This window comes from Borreliella japonica, assembly GCF_900099615.1.
GTDB lineage: Bacteria > Spirochaetota > Spirochaetia > Borreliales > Borreliaceae > Borreliella > Borreliella japonica.
This window is the reverse complement of record NZ_FMTE01000002.1, coordinates 307,344-331,289: the sequence shown is the minus strand read 5'-3', so window position 1 is coordinate 331,289 and position 23,946 is coordinate 307,344. Positions and strand designations below refer to the sequence as shown.

General features: G+C 28.6%; 20 protein-coding genes and 1 tRNA gene. 14 read left to right on the top strand and 7 right to left on the bottom strand.

Translation table 11 applies throughout. The features are described 5' to 3' along the window. Positions 1–27: 27 nt before the first annotated feature. Positions 28–1,878 (bottom strand): molecular chaperone HtpG, encoded by a 1,851-nt coding sequence (gene htpG, locus BLO14_RS01485; protein ID WP_091972017.1) that lies wholly within the window; start codon positions 1,876–1,878, stop codon positions 28–30. A 111-nt stretch (positions 1,879–1,989) separates the two neighbouring features. Here htpG and gnd point away from each other — a divergent pair, with 111 nt between their 5' ends. Further along, complete coding sequence (gene gnd / locus BLO14_RS01480) at positions 1,990–3,384, top strand: decarboxylating NADP(+)-dependent phosphogluconate dehydrogenase (RefSeq protein ID WP_091972015.1); 1,395 nt, start codon at positions 1,990–1,992, stop codon at positions 3,382–3,384. A 23-nt stretch (positions 3,385–3,407) separates the two neighbouring features. On the opposite strand, the gene BLO14_RS01475 is transcribed toward gnd, so the two are convergent. From BLO14_RS01475 to BLO14_RS01465, 3 genes are all read right to left on the bottom strand, one after another. Continuing rightward, positions 3,408–3,947: a DUF3996 domain-containing protein gene (locus BLO14_RS01475; protein WP_091972013.1), complete on the bottom strand. Its 540-nt coding sequence runs from the start codon at positions 3,945–3,947 to the stop codon at positions 3,408–3,410. A gap of 155 nt (positions 3,948–4,102) precedes the next feature. After that, positions 4,103–4,621, bottom strand: coding sequence for a DUF3996 domain-containing protein (locus BLO14_RS01470; RefSeq protein ID WP_091972299.1), 519 nt, complete (start codon positions 4,619–4,621; stop codon positions 4,103–4,105). Between the two features lie 104 nt (positions 4,622–4,725). After that, positions 4,726–5,310 carry a BAPKO_0422 family outer member beta-barrel protein gene (locus tag BLO14_RS01465; protein ID WP_091972011.1) on the bottom strand — a complete coding sequence of 195 codons (585 nt, stop codon included), beginning with the start codon at positions 5,308–5,310 and terminating at the stop codon, positions 4,726–4,728. Positions 5,311–5,530: 220 nt separating this feature from the next. On the opposite strand from BLO14_RS01465, the gene BLO14_RS01460 reads away from it, so the two are divergent. The 6 genes from BLO14_RS01460 to BLO14_RS01435 are packed head-to-tail and all read left to right on the top strand — an operon-like array spanning position 5,531 to position 11,955. After that, positions 5,531–6,073 (top strand): chemotaxis protein CheW, encoded by a 543-nt coding sequence (locus tag BLO14_RS01460; RefSeq protein WP_091972009.1) that lies wholly within the window; start codon positions 5,531–5,533, stop codon positions 6,071–6,073. 12 nt (positions 6,074–6,085) lie between these two features. Further along, positions 6,086–6,397 (top strand): STAS domain-containing protein, encoded by a 312-nt coding sequence (locus BLO14_RS01455; RefSeq protein ID WP_091972007.1) that lies wholly within the window; start codon positions 6,086–6,088, stop codon positions 6,395–6,397. 15 nt (positions 6,398–6,412) lie between these two features. After that, positions 6,413–8,554: a chemotaxis protein CheA gene (locus BLO14_RS01450; RefSeq protein WP_091972005.1), complete on the top strand. Its 2,142-nt coding sequence runs from the start codon at positions 6,413–6,415 to the stop codon at positions 8,552–8,554. A gap of 54 nt (positions 8,555–8,608) precedes the next feature. After that, positions 8,609–9,766: a CheB methylesterase domain-containing protein gene (locus BLO14_RS01445; RefSeq protein WP_091972003.1), complete on the top strand. Its 1,158-nt coding sequence runs from the start codon at positions 8,609–8,611 to the stop codon at positions 9,764–9,766. A 2-nt stretch (positions 9,767–9,768) separates the two neighbouring features. Then, positions 9,769–11,541: a BB0569 family chemotaxis protein gene (locus BLO14_RS01440; RefSeq protein ID WP_091972001.1), complete on the top strand. Its 1,773-nt coding sequence runs from the start codon at positions 9,769–9,771 to the stop codon at positions 11,539–11,541. A 39-nt stretch (positions 11,542–11,580) separates the two neighbouring features. Further along, entirely contained in the window at positions 11,581–11,955 is a 375-nt protein-coding gene (locus BLO14_RS01435; RefSeq protein WP_002557158.1) for a response regulator, read from the top strand. Positions 11,956–12,093: 138 nt separating this feature from the next. On the opposite strand, the gene BLO14_RS01430 is transcribed toward BLO14_RS01435, so the two are convergent. Together BLO14_RS01430 and pyrH are read right to left on the bottom strand one after the other, a co-directional pair. Then, a tRNA-Leu gene (locus BLO14_RS01430) sits at positions 12,094–12,177 on the bottom strand. Positions 12,178–12,185: 8 nt separating this feature from the next. After that, positions 12,186–12,875, bottom strand: coding sequence for a UMP kinase (gene pyrH / locus BLO14_RS01425; RefSeq protein WP_091971999.1), 690 nt, complete (start codon positions 12,873–12,875; stop codon positions 12,186–12,188). A 200-nt stretch (positions 12,876–13,075) separates the two neighbouring features. Between pyrH and BLO14_RS01420 the strand changes: the two genes are divergently transcribed. The 4 genes from BLO14_RS01420 (at position 13,076) to pyrG (ending at position 17,668) form a co-directional block, all read left to right on the top strand. Continuing rightward, a complete protein-coding gene (locus BLO14_RS01420; protein ID WP_091971997.1) occupies positions 13,076–14,152 on the top strand; it encodes a glycosyltransferase family 2 protein in 1,077 nt (358 codons plus the stop codon). A gap of 61 nt (positions 14,153–14,213) precedes the next feature. Further along, positions 14,214–15,023 (top strand): ATP-binding cassette domain-containing protein, encoded by an 810-nt coding sequence (locus BLO14_RS01415; protein WP_091971995.1) that lies wholly within the window; start codon positions 14,214–14,216, stop codon positions 15,021–15,023. 3 nt (positions 15,024–15,026) lie between these two features. Continuing rightward, complete coding sequence (locus tag BLO14_RS01410) at positions 15,027–15,878, top strand: hypothetical protein (RefSeq protein ID WP_091971994.1); 852 nt, start codon at positions 15,027–15,029, stop codon at positions 15,876–15,878. A gap of 188 nt (positions 15,879–16,066) precedes the next feature. After that, positions 16,067–17,668 (top strand): glutamine hydrolyzing CTP synthase, encoded by a 1,602-nt coding sequence (pyrG, locus tag BLO14_RS01405; protein WP_091971992.1) that lies wholly within the window; start codon positions 16,067–16,069, stop codon positions 17,666–17,668. 16 nt (positions 17,669–17,684) lie between these two features. Here the strand turns inward: pyrG and BLO14_RS01400 are convergent, their stop codons facing one another. Then, positions 17,685–18,209, bottom strand: coding sequence for a DUF1761 domain-containing protein (locus BLO14_RS01400; protein WP_091971990.1), 525 nt, complete (start codon positions 18,207–18,209; stop codon positions 17,685–17,687). Between the two features lie 138 nt (positions 18,210–18,347). Here BLO14_RS01400 and BLO14_RS01395 point away from each other — a divergent pair, with 138 nt between their 5' ends. The 3 genes from BLO14_RS01395 to dnaE all read left to right on the top strand — a co-directional run bounded on the left by BLO14_RS01395 (position 18,348) and on the right by dnaE (position 23,943). After that, positions 18,348–18,935 carry a hypothetical protein gene (locus tag BLO14_RS01395; protein WP_091971988.1) on the top strand — a complete coding sequence of 196 codons (588 nt, stop codon included), beginning with the start codon at positions 18,348–18,350 and terminating at the stop codon, positions 18,933–18,935. A 262-nt stretch (positions 18,936–19,197) separates the two neighbouring features. Continuing rightward, positions 19,198–20,370 carry a methyl-accepting chemotaxis protein gene (locus BLO14_RS01390; RefSeq protein ID WP_091971986.1) on the top strand — a complete coding sequence of 391 codons (1,173 nt, stop codon included), beginning with the start codon at positions 19,198–19,200 and terminating at the stop codon, positions 20,368–20,370. 87 nt (positions 20,371–20,457) lie between these two features. Next, on the top strand, positions 20,458–23,943 hold the full coding sequence (gene dnaE, locus BLO14_RS01385) for a DNA polymerase III subunit alpha (protein WP_091971984.1): 3,486 nt from the start codon (positions 20,458–20,460) through the stop codon (positions 23,941–23,943). The last annotated feature ends 3 nt before the right edge of the window (positions 23,944–23,946 follow it).

The window sequence follows — 23,946 nt, the reverse complement described above, 5'->3', positions numbered from 1 at the left end:
TTTAAACCCTCTCTCTTTTGATTTCAATCATAACAAGTCTTTTTCTAGAAATTCGTTTATTATGTTTATGAATTTTCCTGGATTTTTGCTAGGCATTCCTGAAGTTAGAAGAGCTTCCTCAAAAAGAAGAATGCTTGTTTTTTCTAATTTTTCAGGCTCTAGATTTTTTAAATTTCGGACTATTTTGTTATTAGGGTTTAATTCAAGTATTGGTTTAATTTCTTTTACTTCTTGTCCCATTGACAGCATGATTTTTTGCATTTGGTAAGTTGGGTCATTGTTATCAACGATTATTGCTGAAGGCTCTTTTATTAATGTTGCCGAGAGATTAACTTCCTTTATGTGGTCCTTAAGGATTTCTTTTACTTTTGTAAGAATATCTTTAAACTCTTCTTCAATTTTTTTGAAATTTTCGTCCTTCAATTCATTACTAGTTTCATTTTTGTTTATTGCTTTTAGTTTTAATCCTTCGTATTCTGGAATTAGATTTAAAATAGCCTCATCAAGTTCATCATCCATGATTAGAATTTCAAATCCCTTTTCTTTATAAGCGCTTACTATTGGATTTTCTTTTAATATATTTTCTTTGCCACCCGTTATATAGTAAATGCTTTTTTGGTTTTCATTCATTCTTTCTTTGTATTCTTTGAAAGACACAAATCCATCTATACTTGAAGATTTAAATCTTATCAATGATATAAGCTTTTCTCTGTTTTCAAAGTCTGAATAAACACCTTCTTTAATGCATCTTCCAAATTCTTTAGAGAATTCTGAAAATTTTTCAGGATTTTTTTTGCTTAGCTTTTCAAGCTCGCTTAGTATTTTTTTTACAGAAGACGATTTTATTTTAGACAAAATTTTATTTTGTTGTAAAATTTCTCTGCTTACATTTAGAGGTAAATCTTGGCAGTCTATAATCCCTTTTATAAATCTTAGATAGTTTGGAAGCAAACTGCCTTCAGAATCTGTAATAAAAATTCTGTTTATAAATAGCTTTACCCCAGGTTTAGTGTTTGGGTAATATAAATCATAAGGAGCTTTACTTGGGATATAAAATAAGTTAGTATATTCCAAATTTCCTTCAGCTTTTGTATGAATATGCATTAATGGATTTTCATAATCAAAAGTTGTATTTTTATAAAATTCATTATATTCTTCTGCTTTAATTTCGTTTTTATTTTTTGTCCAAAGAGCAGTGGTTTCATTTATTTTTTCTTCTTTTTCTTCTACTCCTTCTTGTTTTCCATCCTTCATTATAGGTTCGCTATATTTTATATAAATGGGATAATTTATGTGATTTGAATATTTTTTGACAATTTCTTGAATTTTCCATTTATTGGTATAATCAAGTCCTTCTTTATTAAGATAAAGCTTTATTTCTGTTCCTGATTCTTCTTTTGTTGCTTTTTTTATTTCATATCCCGTTTTACCATCGCTAGACCAAACATAAGCATCGCTTTCTAGTGTTTTTTTTGATGTAACTTCTACTTTTTCTGAGACTATGAATGCACTGTAAAATCCAACTCCAAACTGGCCAATTAAACTTGCAGATTTTTTTTCATCTTGTTTTAAATTATTAATAAATTCTTTAGTTCCTGATTTTGCAATTACACCAAGATGATTAATCAAATCTTGTTCATTCATTCCAATTCCATTGTCCTTAATTAGAAGGCTTTTATCATCAAATGTTATTTCTATTTTTGGTTCTAGGGCAATGTTTTTGAATTTTTCATTTGTCAAGCTTAAAAACTTGAGTTTATCAATAGCGTCAGACGCATTTGATATCAATTCTCTTAAGAATATTTCCTTATGGGAGTAAAGAGAGTGTATGATTAAATAAAGCAAATCATTCACTTCTGTATCAAATTGTTTTTTCATGCAAATTTTCCTTTTCAATTTAATCTTTACTTTTTTTATAATATAACATAATCTAAAATAATAAATAAAGCAATTTGTTTAAAATAGAAAATTAGAATCAAGGAGAATGCAATGGATGTAGGAATTTATGGTCTTGGTGTTATGGGAGGTAATTTAGCTTTAAATATTGCTGATAACGGTTTTAATGTTTCTGTTTACAATAGAGATAGCGAAAAAACTGAGGTTTTTGTTAAACAAAATTCTAATAAAAAGATAAATGGCTTTAAAGATGTTGAGTCTTTTGTTAAAAGCTTGAAAACCCCAAGAAAAATCATTTTAATGGTGACAAGTTTGGCTGTAGAAAAGGTTGTTGAACAAATTTTGCCCTTTTTGAATAAATCGGACATAATTGTTGATGGTGGAAATTCTCATTATAAGAATACAATGAGATTGGAAAAAGAATTGTTTGCTAAGGACATTTATTTTGTAGGACTTGGAATTTCTGGAGGGGAGATGGGAGCAAGATTCGGGCCTGCTTTAATGTACGGAGGAAGTAAATCAGCTTATGAAATTCTTGAGCCTATGTTAAATAAAATTGCAGCTAAAACTAAAAATAATGATGTTTGTTCGACTTATATCGGAGAGAATGGCGCTGGACATTATGTTAAAATGATACATAATGGGGTAGAATATGCTGATATGCAACTTATCAGCGAGGTTTATTTTTTCATGAAAAAAGCTTTCAATTTAGATAATTCAAAAATTTCAGAAGTTTTTGAAAAGTGGAATGAAAGCGATCTTTCGGGGTATTTGCTAGAAATAACTTCTAAAATTCTTAGATATAAAGAAAATAATGAATATTTGGTTGATAAGATTTTAGATATTGCAAATCAAAAAGGCACTGGTGTTTGGACAGCTATTGATGCTCTTGAGTCTGGTATGCCTGTAAATTTAATTATTGAATCCGTTTTTTCAAGATTTATGTCAGGATTAAAACATGAAAGGATTATTGCTAGCGATTTGCTTAAAATGGATACTGTTTCTTTTGAGTTTGAGCTTAGTGATTGGATTTTAGATCTTTATTATGCTCTTTTAGTTTCAAAAATAGTAGCTTATGCTCAAGGCTTTATGATGCTTAAGACTGCATCTGCGAATTATGGTTGGGATTTAAATTTGGGTAAAATTTCTTTAGTTTGGAGAGAAGGCTGTATTATTCGCAGTAGTTTTTTAGATAAAATTAAATTAGCTTATGATAAAAATCCCCATCTTATTAATTTGCTTTTTGATGATTATTTTTTAGATTTATTAAAAAATAATCACAAATCTTTGAGAAGAATAATTTCAAAGGCTAGTGAAATTGGAATTTCTTTGCCCGCATTTTATGCCAGTCTTTCGTTTTTAGATTCTTATTCTACCAATTACCTGCCTTCTAACCTAATTCAAGCACAAAGAGACTTCTTTGGTGCCCATTCTTTTGAAAGATTAGACTCAAAACGAGGTGAATTTTTTCATAGTGCTTGGCAATAAATTTAATGCGTCAGTATTCGGATTTAGATATAGTATTTAGCGAATATTCCTCCAGCAAGGTTTGATTTTATGCCCGAGTAGGCTTTGTGAAGCGCAAGGGATCTTGTGTTTGAGATGAATTCTATTGATGGTGTTATTTTTATGCCTATTTCTAAGTTTTCTGTAATGTCGTAAAAAATAACAAATGGAATTCGTATTCCAAATCCCAATTCTATATTTATTAATTTAGATGTGTGAGATGATAGGCTTATATTTCCTCCTATCCCAACTCCTAAATTTAATTTTTTTATCAAAGATATTGTAAAAATGAAATCAAGCGCTGCTATTGCTAATAAATTAAAATCATAAAATTTTGATTCAAGTTTAAATCCCGATAAATTTATTCCATTGCTGCCACCATAGCCTATTTCAAAGTCAATAAAAGGAAATGACATTATTAAGTTAATAATTGGATTTCCAACACTTGCTCCAAAGCCAATACCCCTATTTAAATATGAATCTCTTGCAAAACCATTTGTAGATATATTTGTAATCATGATTAGTAATATGAATATTTTTCTCACTATTGTCTCCCAAATTTTGTCTTATTATTATAATATTCTATTTTTGAATTTTAAAATAATAAAAATAAGTTTTTGATTATCTTAAATTTGAGTTTAAGCTTTTTGAAGTGAGTTGATTTTTTAACAATTATTCTTTTTAAAAAAAAGAATACTTGTTAAGTAAACCAGAATCTTAGTCCCAATCCTGCAAATACTTCCCATCTAAATCCAACGCCGCCGCTCCAAATATTCATTCCAAGTCCTGGAGCTATTCGTAAAAATATGTCGAATCTTTTTCTAAATACTTCAAGATTTAAAGCCAAAGGCAATCTTGCTCCAATGCTCATTGGTCCAGAGCCCGATTGACTACCGCCAAATCTTGAAAACCATATTGTTCCATACCCCCCAGCTCCAACTGAAAAATTTAAAATATTAGCAGCCCCCGGGAATACATGTATGTAGAATATATAGTCCAGTGCTATAAACAGTGTTTTCCAATCTGAAAATAAATTATTCACTCCGCTGTAAAGACCAATATCAAGATCAAAGCTTCCAATATTAATCTGTAAAGCAATTGGTAATGGAAGTATAATTCCTGCTCCAAATTTACCCCTTGCAGATTCTTTTGAATTAGCAAATCCTGATATTGGGACTAATAAAACAATAATTAATACAATAATTATTGTTGTTCTTATTGTTTTACTATTTCCTAAGTGTAGCATTTTAGCCTCCTAAGTATAACATTCTAGCTTTCAAAATAATTTTAGTTCAATAATTTTTTTTATCTAAAAAGTGAAAACTATATCTTAAGAGAGCCTTTTATTCCGATAGAGAAGTTGCCTTTTATTGGGAACATTAAATTTCCGTTAGGTAATTGGCCAATAAAAATTGATGGTGTTGTTTTTATTATAATTTCAATAATATCATAATAAGCTTCATATATTATCCCTAAGGGCAAGCCTACTCCTATTTTATAGGTAACCCCAGAAAGAACGTTTGTTAAATTTGAGTTTGTAACTTTGCCTATTTCAAAAAATAGGCCAGATCCCAAGAAAAAGACAAAATTTGAATTTTTAATTCTTAAATTTAAGAACATATAATCAAAATATGTTTTAAATAGTAATACTGCTGGTGATTTTGGAAAAAATTCTGATACACTCAATATTGTTACCCCCATCCCAATATCAAAGTTATTAATACTGAATTCTATTGCAGTAGGGTAAGGCAGAATAAAGCCAAATTTTATCTTGGTTTTTGTTTTCAGATTGTCTATTTTTGGATTATTTGTGCTATTTTTAGATTTTTCATTTGTGAAAATAGTCTCAACATTGAAAAATAATGTAATAATTATTAGCAATCTTATTAGTTTGTTTCTACTTTGCATTGTTAACTTTTTTATGTTTAATATAAATTAAACTACAACTTTATATCTAAATTATAAGATAGAATTCCGCTAAAATTGTGTCTTTTTTGTTTATTAGAAATTAAATTTTATTAATTTCTAATTTGTAATTTCTAATTTGTATTTATGAATATATGAGGTAATATTAATCTTGATATTAGTATTCTATTTGCGATTTAGATTGCATTTAAAGGGGCGTTTTATGGGCGTGGATTCAGATATGCAAGATTCTTTAAGTCAGTATCTTTTATTTAGTTTAGACGAGCTTTATGCTATTGAGATTAAATATGTTGTTGAGGTTTTAGAATATACTAAGATATCAAAAATCCCAAGGACTCCCAGCTATATGGCAGGAATAATAAACAATAGGGGTAAAATTGTTCCAATAATTGATATTCGAAAGCAATTCGGAATGAGTGATCGCTTTGTTGATGAGGATGATAAAAAAAGAAATAAGGGAGTTAATATTTCAAATATTATTATATTGACTTTAGTTTACGAGGGAGATGAATTTAATCTTGGAATTTTGGTAGATTATGTTAATGAAGTTCTTGAATTAGATCCATTTAGTATTGATGATGCTCCCAAGATTGGATCAGGATTTAATTCAAAATTTATTTCAGGAATTGGTAAGAGCAATAATAAGTTTATTATTATTTTAGATGTAGAAAATTTATTTGACGTTAGAGAGCTTTCTAAATTTAGAAATACAACAATATATGATCCCGAATATCAGCAGCAATAGGAGTTTTTAGTCATGATTTATAGACCGGAAGGGGAGCTTGTAGTAAATAGTATTTTTAAGGTAAAAGAGGATTTGTTGCATATTTTTAAAGAAATGAAAGAAGGGGATACCCTTACCATTGATCTTTCAAATGTTGAAAAAATAGATATTACTTTTATACAAATTTTGTATGCATCTAATAAATATGCTAAGAATAGAAATTTATTTGTAAAAATTGAGTATCCATCTGATGAGGTTCTAAGTTCATTAATATATGGTGGGTTTTTGGTAGATATTGAAGATGTTGATAGCTTTGATTTGGGGCTTAATTTAGTTGGATTTTAGATTTAAGGAAAGCTTATGGATAGTAGTGATGTGATTGATAAATTTAAGAATTCCTTTAAGGAGGAATCAATAGAAAATATTTCAGATATTGAACAAGCACTTCTTAACCTTGAGGTAAGCTCAGATCAAGACATTATTAATTCTATTTTTAGAAATTTACATACTATAAAGGGAAGTTCTGGTATGTTTGGCTTTAATTTTACGGCATTGCTTGTTCATGAAATAGAAACAGTTCTTGATGTTGTAAAAGATGGTAGGGCTACTTTTAATCAAGCTGCTATTGATGCTACTTTGATGTCAGTTGATTTTATTAGGGAGCTTATTGAAGGTGATGAAGTAATTTCTGAGATTGACTTTAATAAGCGTAAGCAGTTTTTGATAGATGAAATTAAAAAGGTTCTTGAGACTTCTAGTGTTAAGAATGCTTATCAAAAAGCTTTAGAAAATGATTTTTCAAATTCCGGTAATAATTCTGTTTTAGAAGAGCTTGTTAAAGTAAATTCAGACAATAAATTTGATGATGAGGCTTTGAGGTCTGAATTTAAAAGTTACAAAATTATTTTTTCTCCTGCTAAGGGTATTTTGTTTCATGGGCACAAACCTATAAATTTATTGAACAAGTTGCTTGATTTGGGCAGTGGTTATGTTAGAGCTAAAGTAGATAGCATTCCTGATTTAGAGCTTATTTCTCCTGACAATGTTTATGTTGATTGGGAGATAAGACTAGATACAGAAGAGAGTAAAGAGAATATTCAAGACATTTTTGTATTTTTAGATTCTCAGTCAAAAATTGATATTCAAGAATTGGATAAATGTTTTGAGGCGGATAAAGGTGATAATGTAGAGCTTAAAAATTTTAATTTATTTGGCTTAGATAGAAGCACTAAAGATCCCGCTAATTCTTTATTTAAAGAATCGAAATTTGTTGGAAAATCCTTTTTAAATAGAGATAAAAATAAATCTAATGTTCAAGATGACACTGTTAGAAGTAAGGTTAATATTGCTAGTATTAAGGTGGATTCTAAAAAGCTTGACCATTTGGTAAATCTTGTTGGAGAACTTGTTACAATACAATCAAAACTTTCAAAAGAGGCTGAAAATAGGAATAGTAATATTTTAAATTCAATATCAGCAGAATTTTCTTTGCTGATTAATGAGCTTAGAGATTATACAACGGGGCTTAGAACAGTTCCTATTGAGATTTTGTTTGTAAAATTTCAAAGGATAGTAAAAGATTTATCTAGTAGTCTTGGTAAGTCGATTCTTTATCATGCTTCTGGAGGCGATACTGTTCTTGATAAAAGTATTATTGAAAAGCTTAATGAGCCCTTGGTTCATTTAATTCGCAATTCAATAGACCATGGAATTGAATCGTCTAAAGAGAGAGAAATGTTGGGAAAGGATCCTAAAGGTGTTATCAAGCTTTCAGCGTGTCAATCTGGAGATTCTGTTGTTGTTATTATTGAGGATGATGGAAGAGGCCTTGATAAGAATAAAATACTTGAAAAGGCCGTGGAGCGCAATATAATTTCTGACTCAGTTGCTAAAACCTTATCAGATATTGATGTTTATAATTTGATTTTTGAGCCTGGATTTTCAACTGCGAGTTCTGTTACTGATATATCAGGGCGTGGAGTTGGTATGGATGTTGTTAAAAAGCAGGTTGAATCCTTAAGAGGACATGTTGTGCTTGAAAGTGAGCTTGGCAAATATACTAGAACTAAATTAATTTTTCCGTTAACCTTGGCTATTATTGAAGGTTGGCTTGTTAGAGTAAAAGATGAGCATTTTATTATTCCTCTTTCTAATGTTGAGTCTTGTTTAGAATCTAATAAACTAATTTCTAAAATAGATGGGGTTGAGACCAAAAGCAATGTAATGAATTATAGAGGCAGCATGATTAGTTTTATTCGACTTAGAGAGTTTTTTCAGGTTTCTAACGAGAAGAGTTTTAGTGAGCAAGTTGTTGTTGTGAACACAAATAGTGGGAAAATGGGTATTGTTGTTGACGAGGTTTTAGGTCAACATCAAACTGTTATAAAAGCTTTGGGTAAAATTTATTCTCGAGTAGAAGGAGTTTCTGGGGCTACTATACTTGGTGATGGAAGTTTGGCTTTAGTTGTTGATATAGATGCAATAACTAAGCTTGTAAGATGAAAATCTAAAATATAGATTTTTGGTTTTAAAGGTTAAAAATATTAAAATATAATAATGAAGATATTAATAATTGATATTCAAGGTCTTATAAAGCAGGTTTTTGTTAGAGCTTTTTCTAAAGATAATGATGTTGAAATATTAAATGCTGGTTTTAATTCTTTAAATCTTATTAATGTATTTTTACAAAAGTTTCCAGACTTAGTTATTATTGATGAGAATACGGCAAGATCTAATTTTGGGAATTCCTTGAACAATGTTCTTAATAATATATCTCTTCCAGTTGTATTTATTGCACAAAATGAAATGTTTCCAAATTTTGGATGTCTTGAGCAAAGTAAGGAAAAGGTTAAATTAATAATAAATAAGCTTAATTTTAAGCTTACAATTGATTTATTTCGTAGCAAGTATTTAGCTTTAATAAAGCTGGAGTTGAAGAATCTAGGTAAAAATAAATTAATATCTTCTTATGAAGTTAAAAGGATTCATGCACCCGATTTTTCTAATCATTCTAAAGTAGAGTTGAGAGAAAACAGTTTAAATGATTCAAGCATAAGGAAAAGTTATAGAGTTTCTGATGTTATTAACTTTGCTCCCAAAAATGATCCGGATGTTATTATTAAGTATCAAGGTCTTCTTAATAAACACAAAACTGGCAAAATTATAGTTGTAGGCTCTTCTACAGGTGGTACAGAGGCATTAAGAATTTTTTTGAGCTCTTTTAAAAAGGATTCTCCTCCAATTATTATTGTTCAACATATGCCGGGAGGTTTTACAAGATCTTTTGCAAAAAACTTAAACAATGAGTTTAATGTTGATATTAAAGAAGCTGAAGATGGAGACATTCTTCGTCCAGGTCTTGTAATAATCGCTAATGGAAGTTATCATTTGATTGTAAAATATGGTAGTGGAAATTATTTTGTAAATTTATTAGATGGACCTCTTGTTAGTAGGCATAAGCCTTCTGTAAATGTACTTTTTAGGTCTGCTGCAATGTATGCAGGCTCTAATGCTATTGGTGTTATCCTTACAGGTATGGGAGATGACGGTGCTATTTGTATGCTTGAAATGAAAAAAAATGGTGCTTATACTATTGCCCAAGATCAAGAAACCTCTGTTGTTTTTGGTATGCCAATGGAAGCTATAAAAATAGGAGCTGTAGACAAAATTCTTCCTTTAAGCAAAATAGCCGATCATGTTCTGAGGAGATCTTAGTGATGGATAATAACAATAATGATTTTTTTGCCAGCGATTTTTTGGCAACCTTATTTTATAAACTTGAAGCTTTTGATGAGAGCGCAAGGCATATTTATTCAAATTTAAGCAAATCAATTCCTAAATTAATAGAAAAAATTTCTAAAGATTCTAAGGATTTATCTTTTAGTATTGACTTAATTTCTAATCTTGATCTTGATAATGATACTTCTTTGAATAATTTCATAGCTAAGATTATAGGAGCATTAGATGATTTTGTTGCTTACTTTAATTCTTCAACAACTTCTCTTGAATCCCAATTTAGCATAATACGCAGTAAGGTTAAAGATATAGAAATACTTGAGGATGTGATTGAAAGAATGAAAAAAAGCTCTCTTGATATGGAAATAATGTCTATTAATACGTTAACTGTTGCTATGAGAGCCGGTAAGGCTGGGGGAGCCTTTTCTTATATTACTAGTGAAATTAAGGTTTTAACCCAATCTATGATTAAGCAAGCGGATCAACTTACCAGCAAGGGGCGTGAAGTTAAAATTGGTCTAGATAGGGCTAAAAATCAAGTATATGAAAGCAATACGGCTGAGAATAAAATTCTTGAAGAATTTAGAGATAATTTAATGAAAAAAATAGATGCCTTTTCAGATGGAATAGGAAGTGTTATTGCCCTTTACGATGATATTTTAAAAGTTTTATTAGAATTTAAGTTTAAGCTTGTAAATTCTATTTCTTATCTTCAGTTTCAAGACAGGCTAACTCAATCTTTGCAACATTTAAATATTATGTATTCTAATATGGATGTTTTTAAATTTAGAGATACAAGCGAAATTCAGAAATTGAAAATTTTATCAGTTTTTACTGATACATCAAAAGTTATAGTAAAGGATGTTCTTGAAAAGCTTGAAAAAAATTATACTGTTTTTGAGAAATTTATTGATGCTTCTCTTAGTTGTATCCAAACTATTAATGATTTAAGGTCTGATAATTCTTTATACATAGATATTCCTAAAATAATAGAACAATTTTCTAGCATTTTGTCTGATCTGCTTAGAAGAATTGATGATGTTGAGAAGAATAATTCTAATTTTTTGAATTTATACTATGAACAGGTTAAACTTATAAAATCATTAGAATTAATGTTTTCAAATATTTCAGCCATTTCTGCCAGATTTCAAAATATTAATATAGCGTCAAAGATAGAAGTTGTTAAAAGATCGGAGCTTAAAGCTATGGAGGGTAATATTTCAGAAATGTCGAAAATTATCAAAGAAATTGATTCTAATATTACCAAGGGAATAGAATTTTTAGATCAAATAATCTTTTTTCTTGAAAAAGTTGTTAAGGATTATGACAATAGATTTTATCTTGAAAAAAATTATTTTAATAAATTTAAAAAATTATTTATGGAAATTAAAAATGATATTCTTGATATTAAGAGCATAGCTATTGACAATATTTTGTCTTATGAAGTTTTTTCAATTGAATTTATGGAAATATTTGAAGAAATGAAATTAGAAGTTTACAATGTTAGAAATTTAAAAAATTCTCTTTTGGATATAGACAACTTTTTAAGCAATATGGAAAGCAAAATAAATTTTAATCTTAATTTAGAATTATCTAAAGTTGGAATTCAATCTGTTGAAGTTGAAGATAAAGAGTTTGTAAATAGAATTGCTAATCGATTTACTTTATTTGTTCATAAAAAACACTTGTTGTCTTTGATAGAAGAAGTTAAGGATATTCATTCTTTTGATGAGGGTAGTGTAATTTTGTTTTAATTTTTATATACTTTTGGGAGGGTTTTAGGAGAAAATTAGATGAAAAAAAGAATTTTGGTTATTGATGATAATAGGGCAATAAGGCAAAGCGTTGCTTATATTTTAGAACAAAACGGTTTCGGAGTCTCAGAAGCAAAGGATGGTTTGGAAGGGGTTTTAAAATTTAAAGAAGCAGTTGGGCAAGGGGATAAAGATTTTGATCTTGTTATTACAGATATCAATATGCCTAATTTAGACGGCATTGGCGTTATTAAGCAGATAAGAGAATTTGGTAGCTTTGTTCCTATACTCGTTCTTACCACTGAATCTGAGCAATCTAAGGTTGATGAGGGCCGTAAAGCGGGTGCTACTGGTTGGCTTGTTAAGCCTTTTAATCCTGAAGCTTTAATGAAAACAATCTCAAAGATATTTTAAGTTTTTATTTGTAATTAAGTTGTAGACTTTAAAGTTTTTATTATATATTAAAATGATTTTTAATATGTTTTTTAAAAGAAGTAGTTATTGTATAACAATGCTTGGCAATTTTGAAGTTTTTAAAAAAAGTAATTAAAATACCGGTAGTCGGAGTCGAACCGACACGAAGTTGCCCTCATCAGATTTTGAGTCTGACGCGTCTACCAATTCCGCCATACCGGCATTAATTTTTATTTTACTATAACAGTGCCAAAAAAATCATTATTTTTGTTAAAAACTTTTTCTAAGTTTTTAATATTATTTCCATTTACTATGTAAAGGGTAAGTCCAAGTTTTGAAGAAAGTTTTGTTGCTATTGGGTCAAAAGGTAAATTTAAGCCCGGATTCCACTTTTGACCCACAATGGTTTGGAATTGGTTCCAATTTAATTTTTTAAAAGCTGTTGCGTTTTTAAATTTTTTTGGATCTTTATCATAAACTTGATTTACGGTTGTTATATTTATAATGTCTTTTTTATTAAATTTTTCTGCAAATTTTACGGCAATGTAATCTGTTGAAAATCCTGATTTCCAGCCGGAAGCAATTAGTATTTTTCCTTTAAAAGAAAAATTTTTTAATGGATTGGTGACAATTTTATCTTTACAAATGGGATTCATTACTTTGCACATAAATTCTGCGTTCAACTTTGTTGACATTATTCCAATCTCATCAAGCTCGTGGACTTTAAAATCAGGGTTGATTTTTTTATAGGCGTCTTGGTATTCTCTTGCAACTTTTCCTCCACCAACTATTAAAATGATTTTTCTTTTTTCATTTTCTAGCAACCATTTAAAAACAAAGTTTTTAAAGTTTTTAATGAATTCTATGTTGATTTGATTTGAATTTATTACTCCCCCCCCAAGACTTATTATTTCAAGCATTCAAGCTCCTTGTTTAAGTTAATGTTTTTTAAATTTTTTACTTTTAATAATATAGCAATTTCTGCTAAACTTTTCATTAAAAATAAGTTTAAAACAATACAAACTTGTTAATTATATATTACAATTTAATTGTTATGCAAAAAATTAAAAGAATTTGTTGTTAAGTGTTTTGGCTTTGTTTTTACTTAGCGGGTTTTATTTTGGAGGATATTGTGCATAAGTATAAAGTTTCTGTTATTATTTGTTTTTTTAATTCGGCTGAAACTCTTGATGCAATGATAAAGGACGCTGTTAATCAAACATTAAAAGATAAAGAAATTATATTAATTAACGATGGTTCTTATGATGGTAGCTTAGAGATAGCAGAAAAATATGCTAATAAGTATAGCTTTATTAAAATTTTTAGTCAAAAAAACATGGGGCTTCCTGCTTCTAGAGACAAGGGACTTTCTGAGGCTCAAGGAGAATATGTTATTTATTGGGATAGTGATGATTCTGTAGAGACCACTATGCTTGAGGTTTTATACAATAGAGCAAAGGCAGATAATTCTGATATTGTTTGTTCCCAGTTTTATGTTTATTTTCTTGCAATAAATGTAAAAAGAAAATCTCTGCTTCCTTTTCCTAATTACCCATTAACAGGTAAGGAGGCATTTAAAAATTTGCTTTTTACTGTTTATGCAACCTTTGGAAGGAAAAATTTTGTTGTTGGAACGTTATGGGATAAATTGATTAGACGAGAATTAATCTTAAAGAATAATATTCGCCAGCAAAATGTAGTATTTGAAGATATGGTTTTTGTTATGCAAATTTTTTTAAAAGCTTCTAAGGTTTCTTTTGTAAATAATTATTTTTATACTAATTTCCAAAGAATGGGAAGCATGAGCTCTTCTATTAGTGTTTTGCATAAAGCTAAATTATCTCTTAATACAATAGAAACTTTATTAAAAAAAGAAGGTGTTTTTAACGAATTTCAATATTTGTATAAAAGATTTTTCTTACAATTTTATTATTTTATTTCTTTTAAGCAAATTTATATTATTGGTTGGAATATTCCCAATAAGCTTGTTTACAGGGCTTACAAGGAAAAGCTTATTTCTGTTCTTGATGAGATTAAAGGATTATCTGAATTTCAGGATTGTTATGAATGTGCAAAAAATTTAGGATTTAACGAAATTCAAATTTTGCCTAGGATTATGATAAAAATTTGGAATTTTAGCTCAAGACTTTATGTAAATTTTTCTATATTTATTTATAATTTGTTCATAAAAAATTAAATTTATATTTTTTGTTTAATTAATTTTTTTGTATTTTGACCCTTAATATTAAGGAGTGTTTATGGCTATTGAAGCTGTCAATGTAAAATTTTCCTATAGGGGAAAAGAAGTTTACTCAGATTTAAATTTTAACATTGAAACCCCTCAAACCTATTTGCTTCTTGGTAAGAATGGAGTTGGAAAAACAACTTTACTTAAACTTGTAAGCGGACTTTTAGAGCCATTAAAAGGGAAGGTTTTATTCAACTCTTTAGCAACTTTTCCAAGAAACCCCTTGAATTTAGTGAATTTATTTTTTGTTCCTGAAGAATTTTCACTCCCTAGATTGTCTTTGGCTGAATACAGCAAATCTTTGTCTAGATTTTATCCAAATTTCAATAAGGCAGATTTTGAAAAATATTTATTGAATTTTAACCTTGATATTTCTCTTGATTTATCTTCAGCTTCTTTTGGACAAAAGAAAAAAAGTATTATTGCATTTTCTCTGGCTACAAATGTTTCTTGCTTATTGTTTGACGAGCCGACAAATAGTCTTGATATTGGTTCAAAAAATGTTTTTAGAAACATGTTTTCTGATTTAAATGATAGAATCATCTTTATTACAGGTCACAATGTAAGGGATTTGACAGGAGTTGTAGATTATTTAATTATTATTGGGGAAAAGTCAATTCTTTTTTCCAATTCAGTATCTTATATTAATAAAAATTATAGGATTAAAATTATTAGCGAATTAAATGGAAATGAATTGTATTATGAAAAAAATAAAGATGGGTTTAGGGCGCTTTATTTTGAGAGTAGCAATGGAGATGAAGTTGTTGATATTGAATTTTTCTTTTTGTATGTTACTGAAAATAAAAAGGAGAGGCAATAAAAGATGCTTAGTTTAAAAAGATTTTTGAATTTATTTTATTTTGATTTTGTTTATAATAAAAAATTCTATATTTTATTAATAATTCAAATTTTAGGAATGATATTTATATCTTATTTGCTTTTTAGATTTTATTTTAATTTTTCAGCAATAGATTTTTTAAGATTTTTTGTTCCCAAAATTTTTATTTTAACCTTGATTATGTCTATGTTTGCTATTTGTGATTATTACAAAGTAATTCACGATCCGTTTAGAAATATTCTTTATTTAACTTTGCCCGTTTCAACTTTTGAGCATTATTTTTTCAATTTAATTAAATATTTATTTGTGTTACCTTTGGTTTTAATCTTTTTTTATTATTTAGGGTTTAATATTTTTTTATTCCTAGATAATGCATTCTTTTTAAGAAGTGAAGGCGCTGTATTTTTAGAATTAAGATATCTTTCTGATTTTTTCTTTTTTCGTTATTTTAATTTTTTATCTATTTTTCCAATTTTCATATTTTTTAGAATAGCTTTTAAAACTCATCCTTTTGTTAAGGTTTTTATATTCTTTTTAGGTTTTATTGTTTTATTATTTTTTTTCACGTCTTTTCTTTATTTGGTTTTTAAATATTTGCCGTGTTCTTTGGATTTAGTTTTTTCTTTTGATAGATTTTTAGGTGACTTTTTCTTGAAAATAATTTACAATTTGGGATTTTTTTTATATTTAGCTTCATATTTTAAGATAGTAGAGCTTGGAAGTATTAGGATAAAAGGCAATTTGTTTGCTATTTTAGGATTTTTAGTTTCTTTGGCGATGTTTAATTATTATTACTTGACTAAAGGTTCATTATATTGCTTTGTTAATTATGATTAACAAAGCTAAAAGATTTATAACAAGGGCTTAAAAATAGCTTTGTAACTAGGCATTAATAATTTTTATTTTGGTTAAATATTTTTATTTGTTTTAGTGCAAGATAATTGTGTTTTATATGTGAGTTATGTTTTTTTCTTAAGTGCAAGCTTAATTGGTTTGAAATTTAAAGGTTTAATTTTGGGGTATACATGAAAAAAAAAGTAAAGATTTTAGTAATAACAGGGGGAGTGATCTCTGGAATTGGTAAAGGAGTTACATCGGCAAGTATTGCAAGGTTGTTTAGATATGATTTTAAGGTTACTCCAATTAAATGTGATGGATATTTAAATACTGATCCTGGGACTATTAATCCTGTTGAGCATGGAGAAGTTTTTGTGCTTGATGATGGAGGCGAGGTTGATATGGACTTTGGTCATTATGAGAGATTTTTAAATCTTAATGCTAAGTCTAGTTGGAATATTACAATGGGCAAAATATACAAAAATATACTTGAAAATGAGCGAAAGGGTAAATATTTAGGAAGAACAGTTCAGCTTATTCCTCATGTTACTGATGAGATCAAGTCTACAATTTTTCAGATTGCAAGTTCTGAGAATAGTGAAATGTTAATAATTGAAATTGGTGGAACTGTAGGAGATATGGAAAATATTTTATTTATTGAGACAGTAAGGCAAATAAGGCATGAGATTGGAAGCGACAATATTGCTTTTATTCATTTAACCTATGTGCCGAGTCCAGCTGGAATTAATGAGCAAAAATCTAAACCCACTCAGCAGAGTGTTAAAACTTTAAATAAAGCAGGCATTTTTCCTGATTTGATTATTGCCAGAAGCTCTCAAGTGTTGACGGATCAAATCAGAAAAAAAGTGGCAATGTTTTGTAATGTCGAGAGCACTTCTATTATTGATAATGTTGATGTTTCTACTATTTATGAAATTCCAATATCTTTTTACAAACAAGGTGTACATGAGATTTTAAGTTCTAGGTTGAATATTAAGGTTGACCCAAAAATAGAGGAGCTTTCAAAGCTTGTAGGCGTTATAAAATCTAATTTTTTTGTGCCTAAAAAAATTATTAATATTGGTATTTGTGGCAAATATTCTGAACTTGATGATTCTTATGCTTCAATTAGAGAGTCTTTGGTTCATGTTGCAGCTAATTTGGATTTACTTATTAAAAGCACCTTAATTGATTCTAATGATTTAAATGAAAGCTGTTTAAAAGATTTTGACGGTATTATTGTTCCCGGTGGTTTTGGAGGTAAAGGATATGAAGGTAAAATTATTGCTATTAAATATGCTCGTGAGAATAATATTCCCTTTCTTGGAATTTGTCTTGGTTTGCAGCTTGCTGTAATAGAATTTGCTCGTAATGTTTGTGGGATACTTGATGCTGATACGGAGGAAAATTTAGTAAAAGATAAACCTTTAAAAAGTCCTGTTATTCATTTACTTCCCGAGCAAAAGGGGATTAAAGATAAGGGCGCTACAATGAGACTTGGAGGGTATCCTGTGATTCTTAAGAAGAATACAATAGCTTTTAAGCTCTACGGTCAGGATAGGATAATTGAAAGATTTAGGCATAGGTATGAAGTTAATAATGATTATATAGAGTTATTTGAAAAAAATGGACTTATAGTGTCTGGCTTTTCGAGTGATTTTAAAATGGCAAAATTAATAGAAATTCCTAAAAATAAATTTTTTGTAGCTTGTCAATTTCATCCAGAGCTTATTACAAGAATAGAAAATCCAGCCAAGCTTTTTTTAGGGCTAATTAAAGCTTGTATTTGAGTGTTTAACCATCTGCTTAGTGAGTAGGCAGGTTTTCAAAATTAATGTTTGTAATGTTTTCAAATTGTAGTATTTTGTAGTTTAAAAATAATTTAGAAAGTATAGTTAGCAATATTATTATTAAAAGATCAAAAAAAGCATTAGCTATTGTCGAACTTAACAGCCTTTTTTCATAGATTATATCGTTTATTACTTTAGGAAGGCTAAATGCAAACCAAGTTATACTAGATATTAGTATTGCAGATAATATATTGTAGTTTAGGTTTGTTAAGTTTCCAAGAGCGTTATTAGTCATGCTTATTAAATTATTGAATAAATTGACAAAAATGTTGATCAAAAAACTTTGCAATAAATGATTGAAAGCTAAAACGACGATAACAATTATTTTGTATTGTTTGTTTTGAGTATTTAATGTGTTGACATTGCCAATTATTTTTTCTAATAATATTTTTCGAAATACTGCTTCTAATAGTATTTTAAATATAGTCATACTGACTATTAATATTAGATTAATATTTGAGAACATAAATTTGATTAACATAATTTTCTCCTTCGCTTTAAGCAATAATTTAATTATAATTAATAGATAATAAAATATTTTGATTTCTTTAATAGATTTGGATTTTATTATATGTGTATAATAGTTTTAATTTTTGGCAATTTTTATTAGGGGGATTAAATGAAAGAAGAAGACATTAGAAAAACAATTTTAATGAAAAGACTAGTTAAATATTTTTTTGATGAGCTTAAGTATAGAATGAAGATTTCTTGTCTTAGAATAAATAATAAAGAAATGAGCACTAAGTACATACTTCTCAATCTTTTTAGGAAAATTGCAAATCTTCCTTTTAATAAGCAATATGAGATAGAAGAGCAGTTTGCTCTTGAAGTTGGTGAGAGGGTTGTGCTTACGGATGCTGTTTTGATTAAAAGAATTGATCATGAAAGATGTGTTATTATTGGAATTATTGAAGCAAAAACCGATCAAGCTGACCTTGATTATGAATTTAATAGATTTTTTCTTCAGGACAAAAAAAACAATGTTCTTTTTTGGCAACCCAAAAAAGTTATTCTTAAGCAAGATGATAAATTATTTACAACAGAATCAGACGATATTTTTAATTTTGACAATGATTTTAACTTGCCAAAAGTTAAAGCCAAATTAGAAGAGTTTATTAATATTTTCTTATGTTTTTTTTCTTACAGAGATGCTCTTTTCGAGTATAATGAAGTTAGTGGGCGTTACTCTTGGGTGAAAAAGAAGTAAATAAAATTTAATATTAATTGTAAATTTAATTAAATAAGGAGAATGATTTGTATCTTTAGATGGTTTTAGGTTTTAAGATGAAAGCTTAAATTTATGTCAAAGCGTTAATTTTTACTATTTATTGCCTTTTAAATGTAAAAATATTTTTTTGTTGTTTGTAGATGTATTTAATTTGATATTAATGATATTAAAGTTGGGATAATGCGTCAAATTAAATGCTTGTGGTCTATTCAAAAAAATATTTTTATGGTAGAATCCCCTTATGAAAAAATTTTCGTTTTTAAAGAAAAAAAAAGAAAAATCTGTTGATTCAAACCTTTTAAATGTTGTCGGTAATGACAAAAAAGATTTGAGTATGTACGAATATAAAGCTCCTGTTAAGGAAATGCTAAAGGGATTTTATCATACCAAAGCTTCCATTGCTACTTTAAAAGTAGGATTTGAGACATTGCAAAGAATTTTGTTTTCTGGAATAGAAGATTTTGACCATATATTTTCTGCTCTTGTTAAGATGACAAATACTGCTCGTGATCAGATAAGCGTTATTTTTAGCGATCTTGGGAAGAGTAACAAGGAAAAACTAAATCAAATATCTTCTGTTATTATTGGAATTCAAGGAAGCCTAGAAACAATAAGTAATTTTCTGGGTGCTACTAATATGATTTCCCTTAATGCAAAGCTTGAGGCCGCAAGAGCTAAGGAATATGGTAAAGGATTTTCTGTTGTTGCAGATGAGATTAAGCGACTTTCTGATCAGGCAAAAGGTGTTATGAATATGATTTCTGTAAAGGAAATTGAGGAGGTTTCTAAAGATTTAATTTCTCATAACCTTAAGGATTTGCAGATTGATATTGATAAGTTCTTTGCTGAGATTCTCGAACAGCTTAATTATCTTGAGAGCATATTTAAACGCTTTTCAAGAAGCCAAGAAGAATTTTCTTCTTTGGTTGAAAATCTTGAGAGCATAGATGCTAATATGGCTTATTATTCAAGGAACTGTGATTCTTTGATTAGTTCTGATACTTTTGTGCTTTCTAACGACGAATTTTTAAAAGAACTAGAGTTTATTGTCTCAGATCAGCTTTCTTGGATTAATAATTTGAGATTGATTGTTGAAGGGCAAAGGCTAATATTTATTCAAACGGATGCTTCCAAGCATGGGTTTGGATTATTTTATAAAGGATTGTCCCCTAAAAATGATGTTGTTAAGCAGTTGTGGGAAGAAATATATATTCCTTATTTAAATATTAATAAGCTTGCAGCCGAAGTTTTAATTATATTTAGGGTAGAGAATAGTAATGACAGCGGTTTAAGGCAAGCTAAAGATTTTTTGTCTCAAGCTGAAAGTTTATCCGAAGAGATTGTCAGAAAACTTGAACACATTAAAAAAATGGTAATTGAATTGGATAATCAAGGAATTAGTATTTTTTCTTGATTCTTTTTATAAGAGTTGTTGCAATAATTTAAATTAGAGATTTAAAATTATTATGGCTTTTTAGATTTTTATTTATTTAGCTAGGGTTTGTTAAAAATCAAGTTTTATTTTGATAAAATAATTTTAGGTATGAGTTTTAGGGCTAAGTTTATTCATCTTCATGTTCATTCAGATTATTCTCTTTTGGATGGAGCTGCAAAAATATCAGACATTATATCAAAAGCAAAAAAATGCAATATGTCACATATTGCATTAACAGATCATGGCAATCTTTTTGGAGCTATTAAATTCTATAAAGAAGCTAAAAAAGCAGGTATTAAGCCGATAATTGGCATTGAAGCTTATATGGCAAAAACTTCTAAGTTTTTAAAAAAACATGATGATCTTGGAAAAATGTCTTACCATTTAATTTTGCTTGCTAAGAATGAACTGGGTTATAAAAACTTATTAAAGTTAACAAGTATTTCTTATCTTGAAGGGTTTTATTATCGTCCAAGGATAGATAAAGAGGATCTTGAAAAATATTCAGAAGGTTTAATTTGTACTTCAGCTTGTATTGGAGGACTCATTCCAAGACTTATTTTGGCCAATAGATTTGAAGATGCTAAGAATGAAATTCTTTGGTTTAAAAAAGTTTTTGGCAATGATTTTTATCTTGAGCTTCAAAGGCACGGCATTAAAGATCAAGATATTGTAAATGAAAGGCTGGTTGAGTATTCTAAGGAACTTGGAGTTTTTTTAACAGTAGCTAATGATTCTCATTATGTTAATAGAGAAGATGCAGTTGCTCAAGACATCATTGTTTGTATTGGTACTGGTGCTAAGAAAAGTGATGAGAATAGATTGAGAATGGAAACCAATGAATTTTATATTAAATCTCAAGAGGAAATGTGTGAACTTTTTAAGGATTTGCCTGAAGCTTTAGAAAATACTGTAAAGATTGCAGAGAAGTGTGATGATTTTAAAATAACTTTTCCAGGCCCTATTTTGCCCGATTATCAAATTCCTATTGAATTTAATACACTTGGTGAATATTTAGAATATCTTGCTTTTGAGGGGTTAAAATTTAGATATAAAACTTTGACAAGCAAAATTAAAGATAGAGCTTTTTATGAGTTGAGTGTGATAATTGGAATGGGTTTTGAAGGCTATTTTTTGATTGTTTGGGATTTTATTAAATTTGCTCATGATCACGATATTCCTGTTGGAGCTGGACGCGGTTCTGGTGCTGGTTCAATTGTAGCTTATGCTCTCAGGATTACCGATATTGACCCTTTAAAGTATAATTTGCTTTTTGAGAGATTTTTAAATCCCGAGCGTATTTCTATGCCTGATTTTGATATTGATTTTTGCTTTGAAGGCAGAGATGAGATTATAAAATATGTTACCAATAAATATGGGGAAGATAAGGTAGCCCAAATAATTACTTTTGGAACCTTGAAGCCCAAGGCTGTAGTTAAAGACGTAGCTAGAGTTTTAGATATTCCATTTGCCGAATCGAATGAACTTACTAAGCTTATTCCTGATGGTCCTAAAGTTTCTTTAAAAGAGGTTTTAAATGACAATTCTTTAAAAGAGTATTTTACTAGCAAACCCGTTTATAAAGAATTAATGAATGCTGCATTGGTTCTTGAAGGAATGAACAGACATGCTTCGACTCATGCTGCAGGAATTGTAATTTCTAGGACCCCTTTAACCGATTATGTGCCCCTTTATAAGGATTATAAGCAAGGATCTGTTTCTACTCAATACACGATGGATTTGCTTGAAGAATGTGGACTTGTTAAGATGGATTTTCTTGGCTTGAAAACATTAACTTTAATAAAAAATGCAGAAAATCTTATTAGAAGTGTAAATTCAGATTTTAAAATAAAAAATATTCCAGATAATGATATTAAGACTTTTAAGATGCTAGGAGAAGGAAAAAGTGCATCTGTTTTTCAATTTGAATCTGAAGGAATGCAGCAAATTCTAAAAGACACAAAGCCTGATAATATTGAGGATTTAATAGCCTTAAATGCTCTTTATAGGCCAGGTCCTATGCAGTTTATTCCTCAATTTATTGCTGCTAAAAAAGGTGTTAAGAGAATTAAGTATCCCCATCCAGATTTAAAGGAAGTTTTAAGGCCAACTTATGGAGTTATTGTTTATCAAGAACAAGTAATGGAAGTCGCAAAAATAATTGGGGGTTTTTCTCTTGGCAAAGCTGATATTCTAAGACGTGCTATGGGCAAAAAGAAAGAAGACGAGATGAATGAAATGAAGGTCGACTTTTTAAGAGGTGCTATTGAGAAAGGGTATGACAAAGAAATTGCTAGTGAAATTTTTGAACTTTTAAAGCCTTTTTCGGGCTATGGATTTAATAAATCGCATGCAGCAGCGTATTCTTTAATAGCATATCAAACTGCTTATCTTAAGGCTAATTACCCTGAGTATTTTATGGCTGCCAATTTGACAAATGAAATTAATAATAATGATAAGCTTTCTTATTACATTGAGGAGTCAAAAGCTATAGGTATAAACGTACTCAAGCCTGATATAAATCGATCATTTAGAGAATTTCGTGTAACTGACTCTGGAATTTCTTATGGGCTTAATGGTATTAAAAATCTTGGAGGAATTGTTGTTGATTTAATAATCGATGAGAGAGAAAAAAACGGTAAATATACTTCTTTTGAGGATTTTATCAGACGTGTAGATGATAAAGTAATTAATAAGAAATTTTTAGAATCTGCAATAAAATCTGGGCTTTTTGATAATTTGAATCAAAATAGAAAAACTTTATTTGAAAATCTCGATCGTTTGATTGAAGTTGTTTCAGAAGATAAAAATAATAAAAAACTTGGTCAAAATAGTTTATTTGATGTTCTTGGAAGTCAAGATCCAATTCAGAAAAGTTTTAATTATCAGGTTTTTAAAGAATATTCTTATTCTGAGCTTTTAGGATTTGAAAAAGAGCTTTTAGGATTTTATGTGTCAGGTCATCCTCTTGATCCTTATAAAAAGGCAATTGATAGCTTTTCCAATTTAAATGTTTTAAGAGATCTTGCCATCAAAAAAGACAGCATTGTACAATTTTCTGGCATTTTAAATTCAGTAAAAGTTATTCAAACTAAAAGAAATAATGCAAAAATGGCTTTTGGTATTATTGAAGATTTTAAAGGTGCAATAGATATTGTAGTTTTTACAGAAAGCTATGAAAGGTATAGGAATTTTCTATTTGAAGGTAATGTTATTGGAGTTATAGGTAGACTTACGTTTAACAGAGATAAATTTTCAATTGTAGTTGAAAAAGTTGTAAATATTGAGAGACTTTCTGAAGATAAAGTAAATAATATTCATATTAAATTTTTAAATAATAAATTAAATGATTTGCAATTACTTAATTCTTTGAAGGAAAGTATAAATAATTTTGAAGACAATTCTGGATTTTCAAATGTTTATTTTTATTTAAGAGAAAATGGTAAAAATTTAAAATTGAAAATGGATTCAATTTTAAATTTTAAACCAGATGAAGATAAGCTTGATAAGTTGAGAAGGTGCATGATAGTTGAAGATGTTTGGATTGATTAGGAG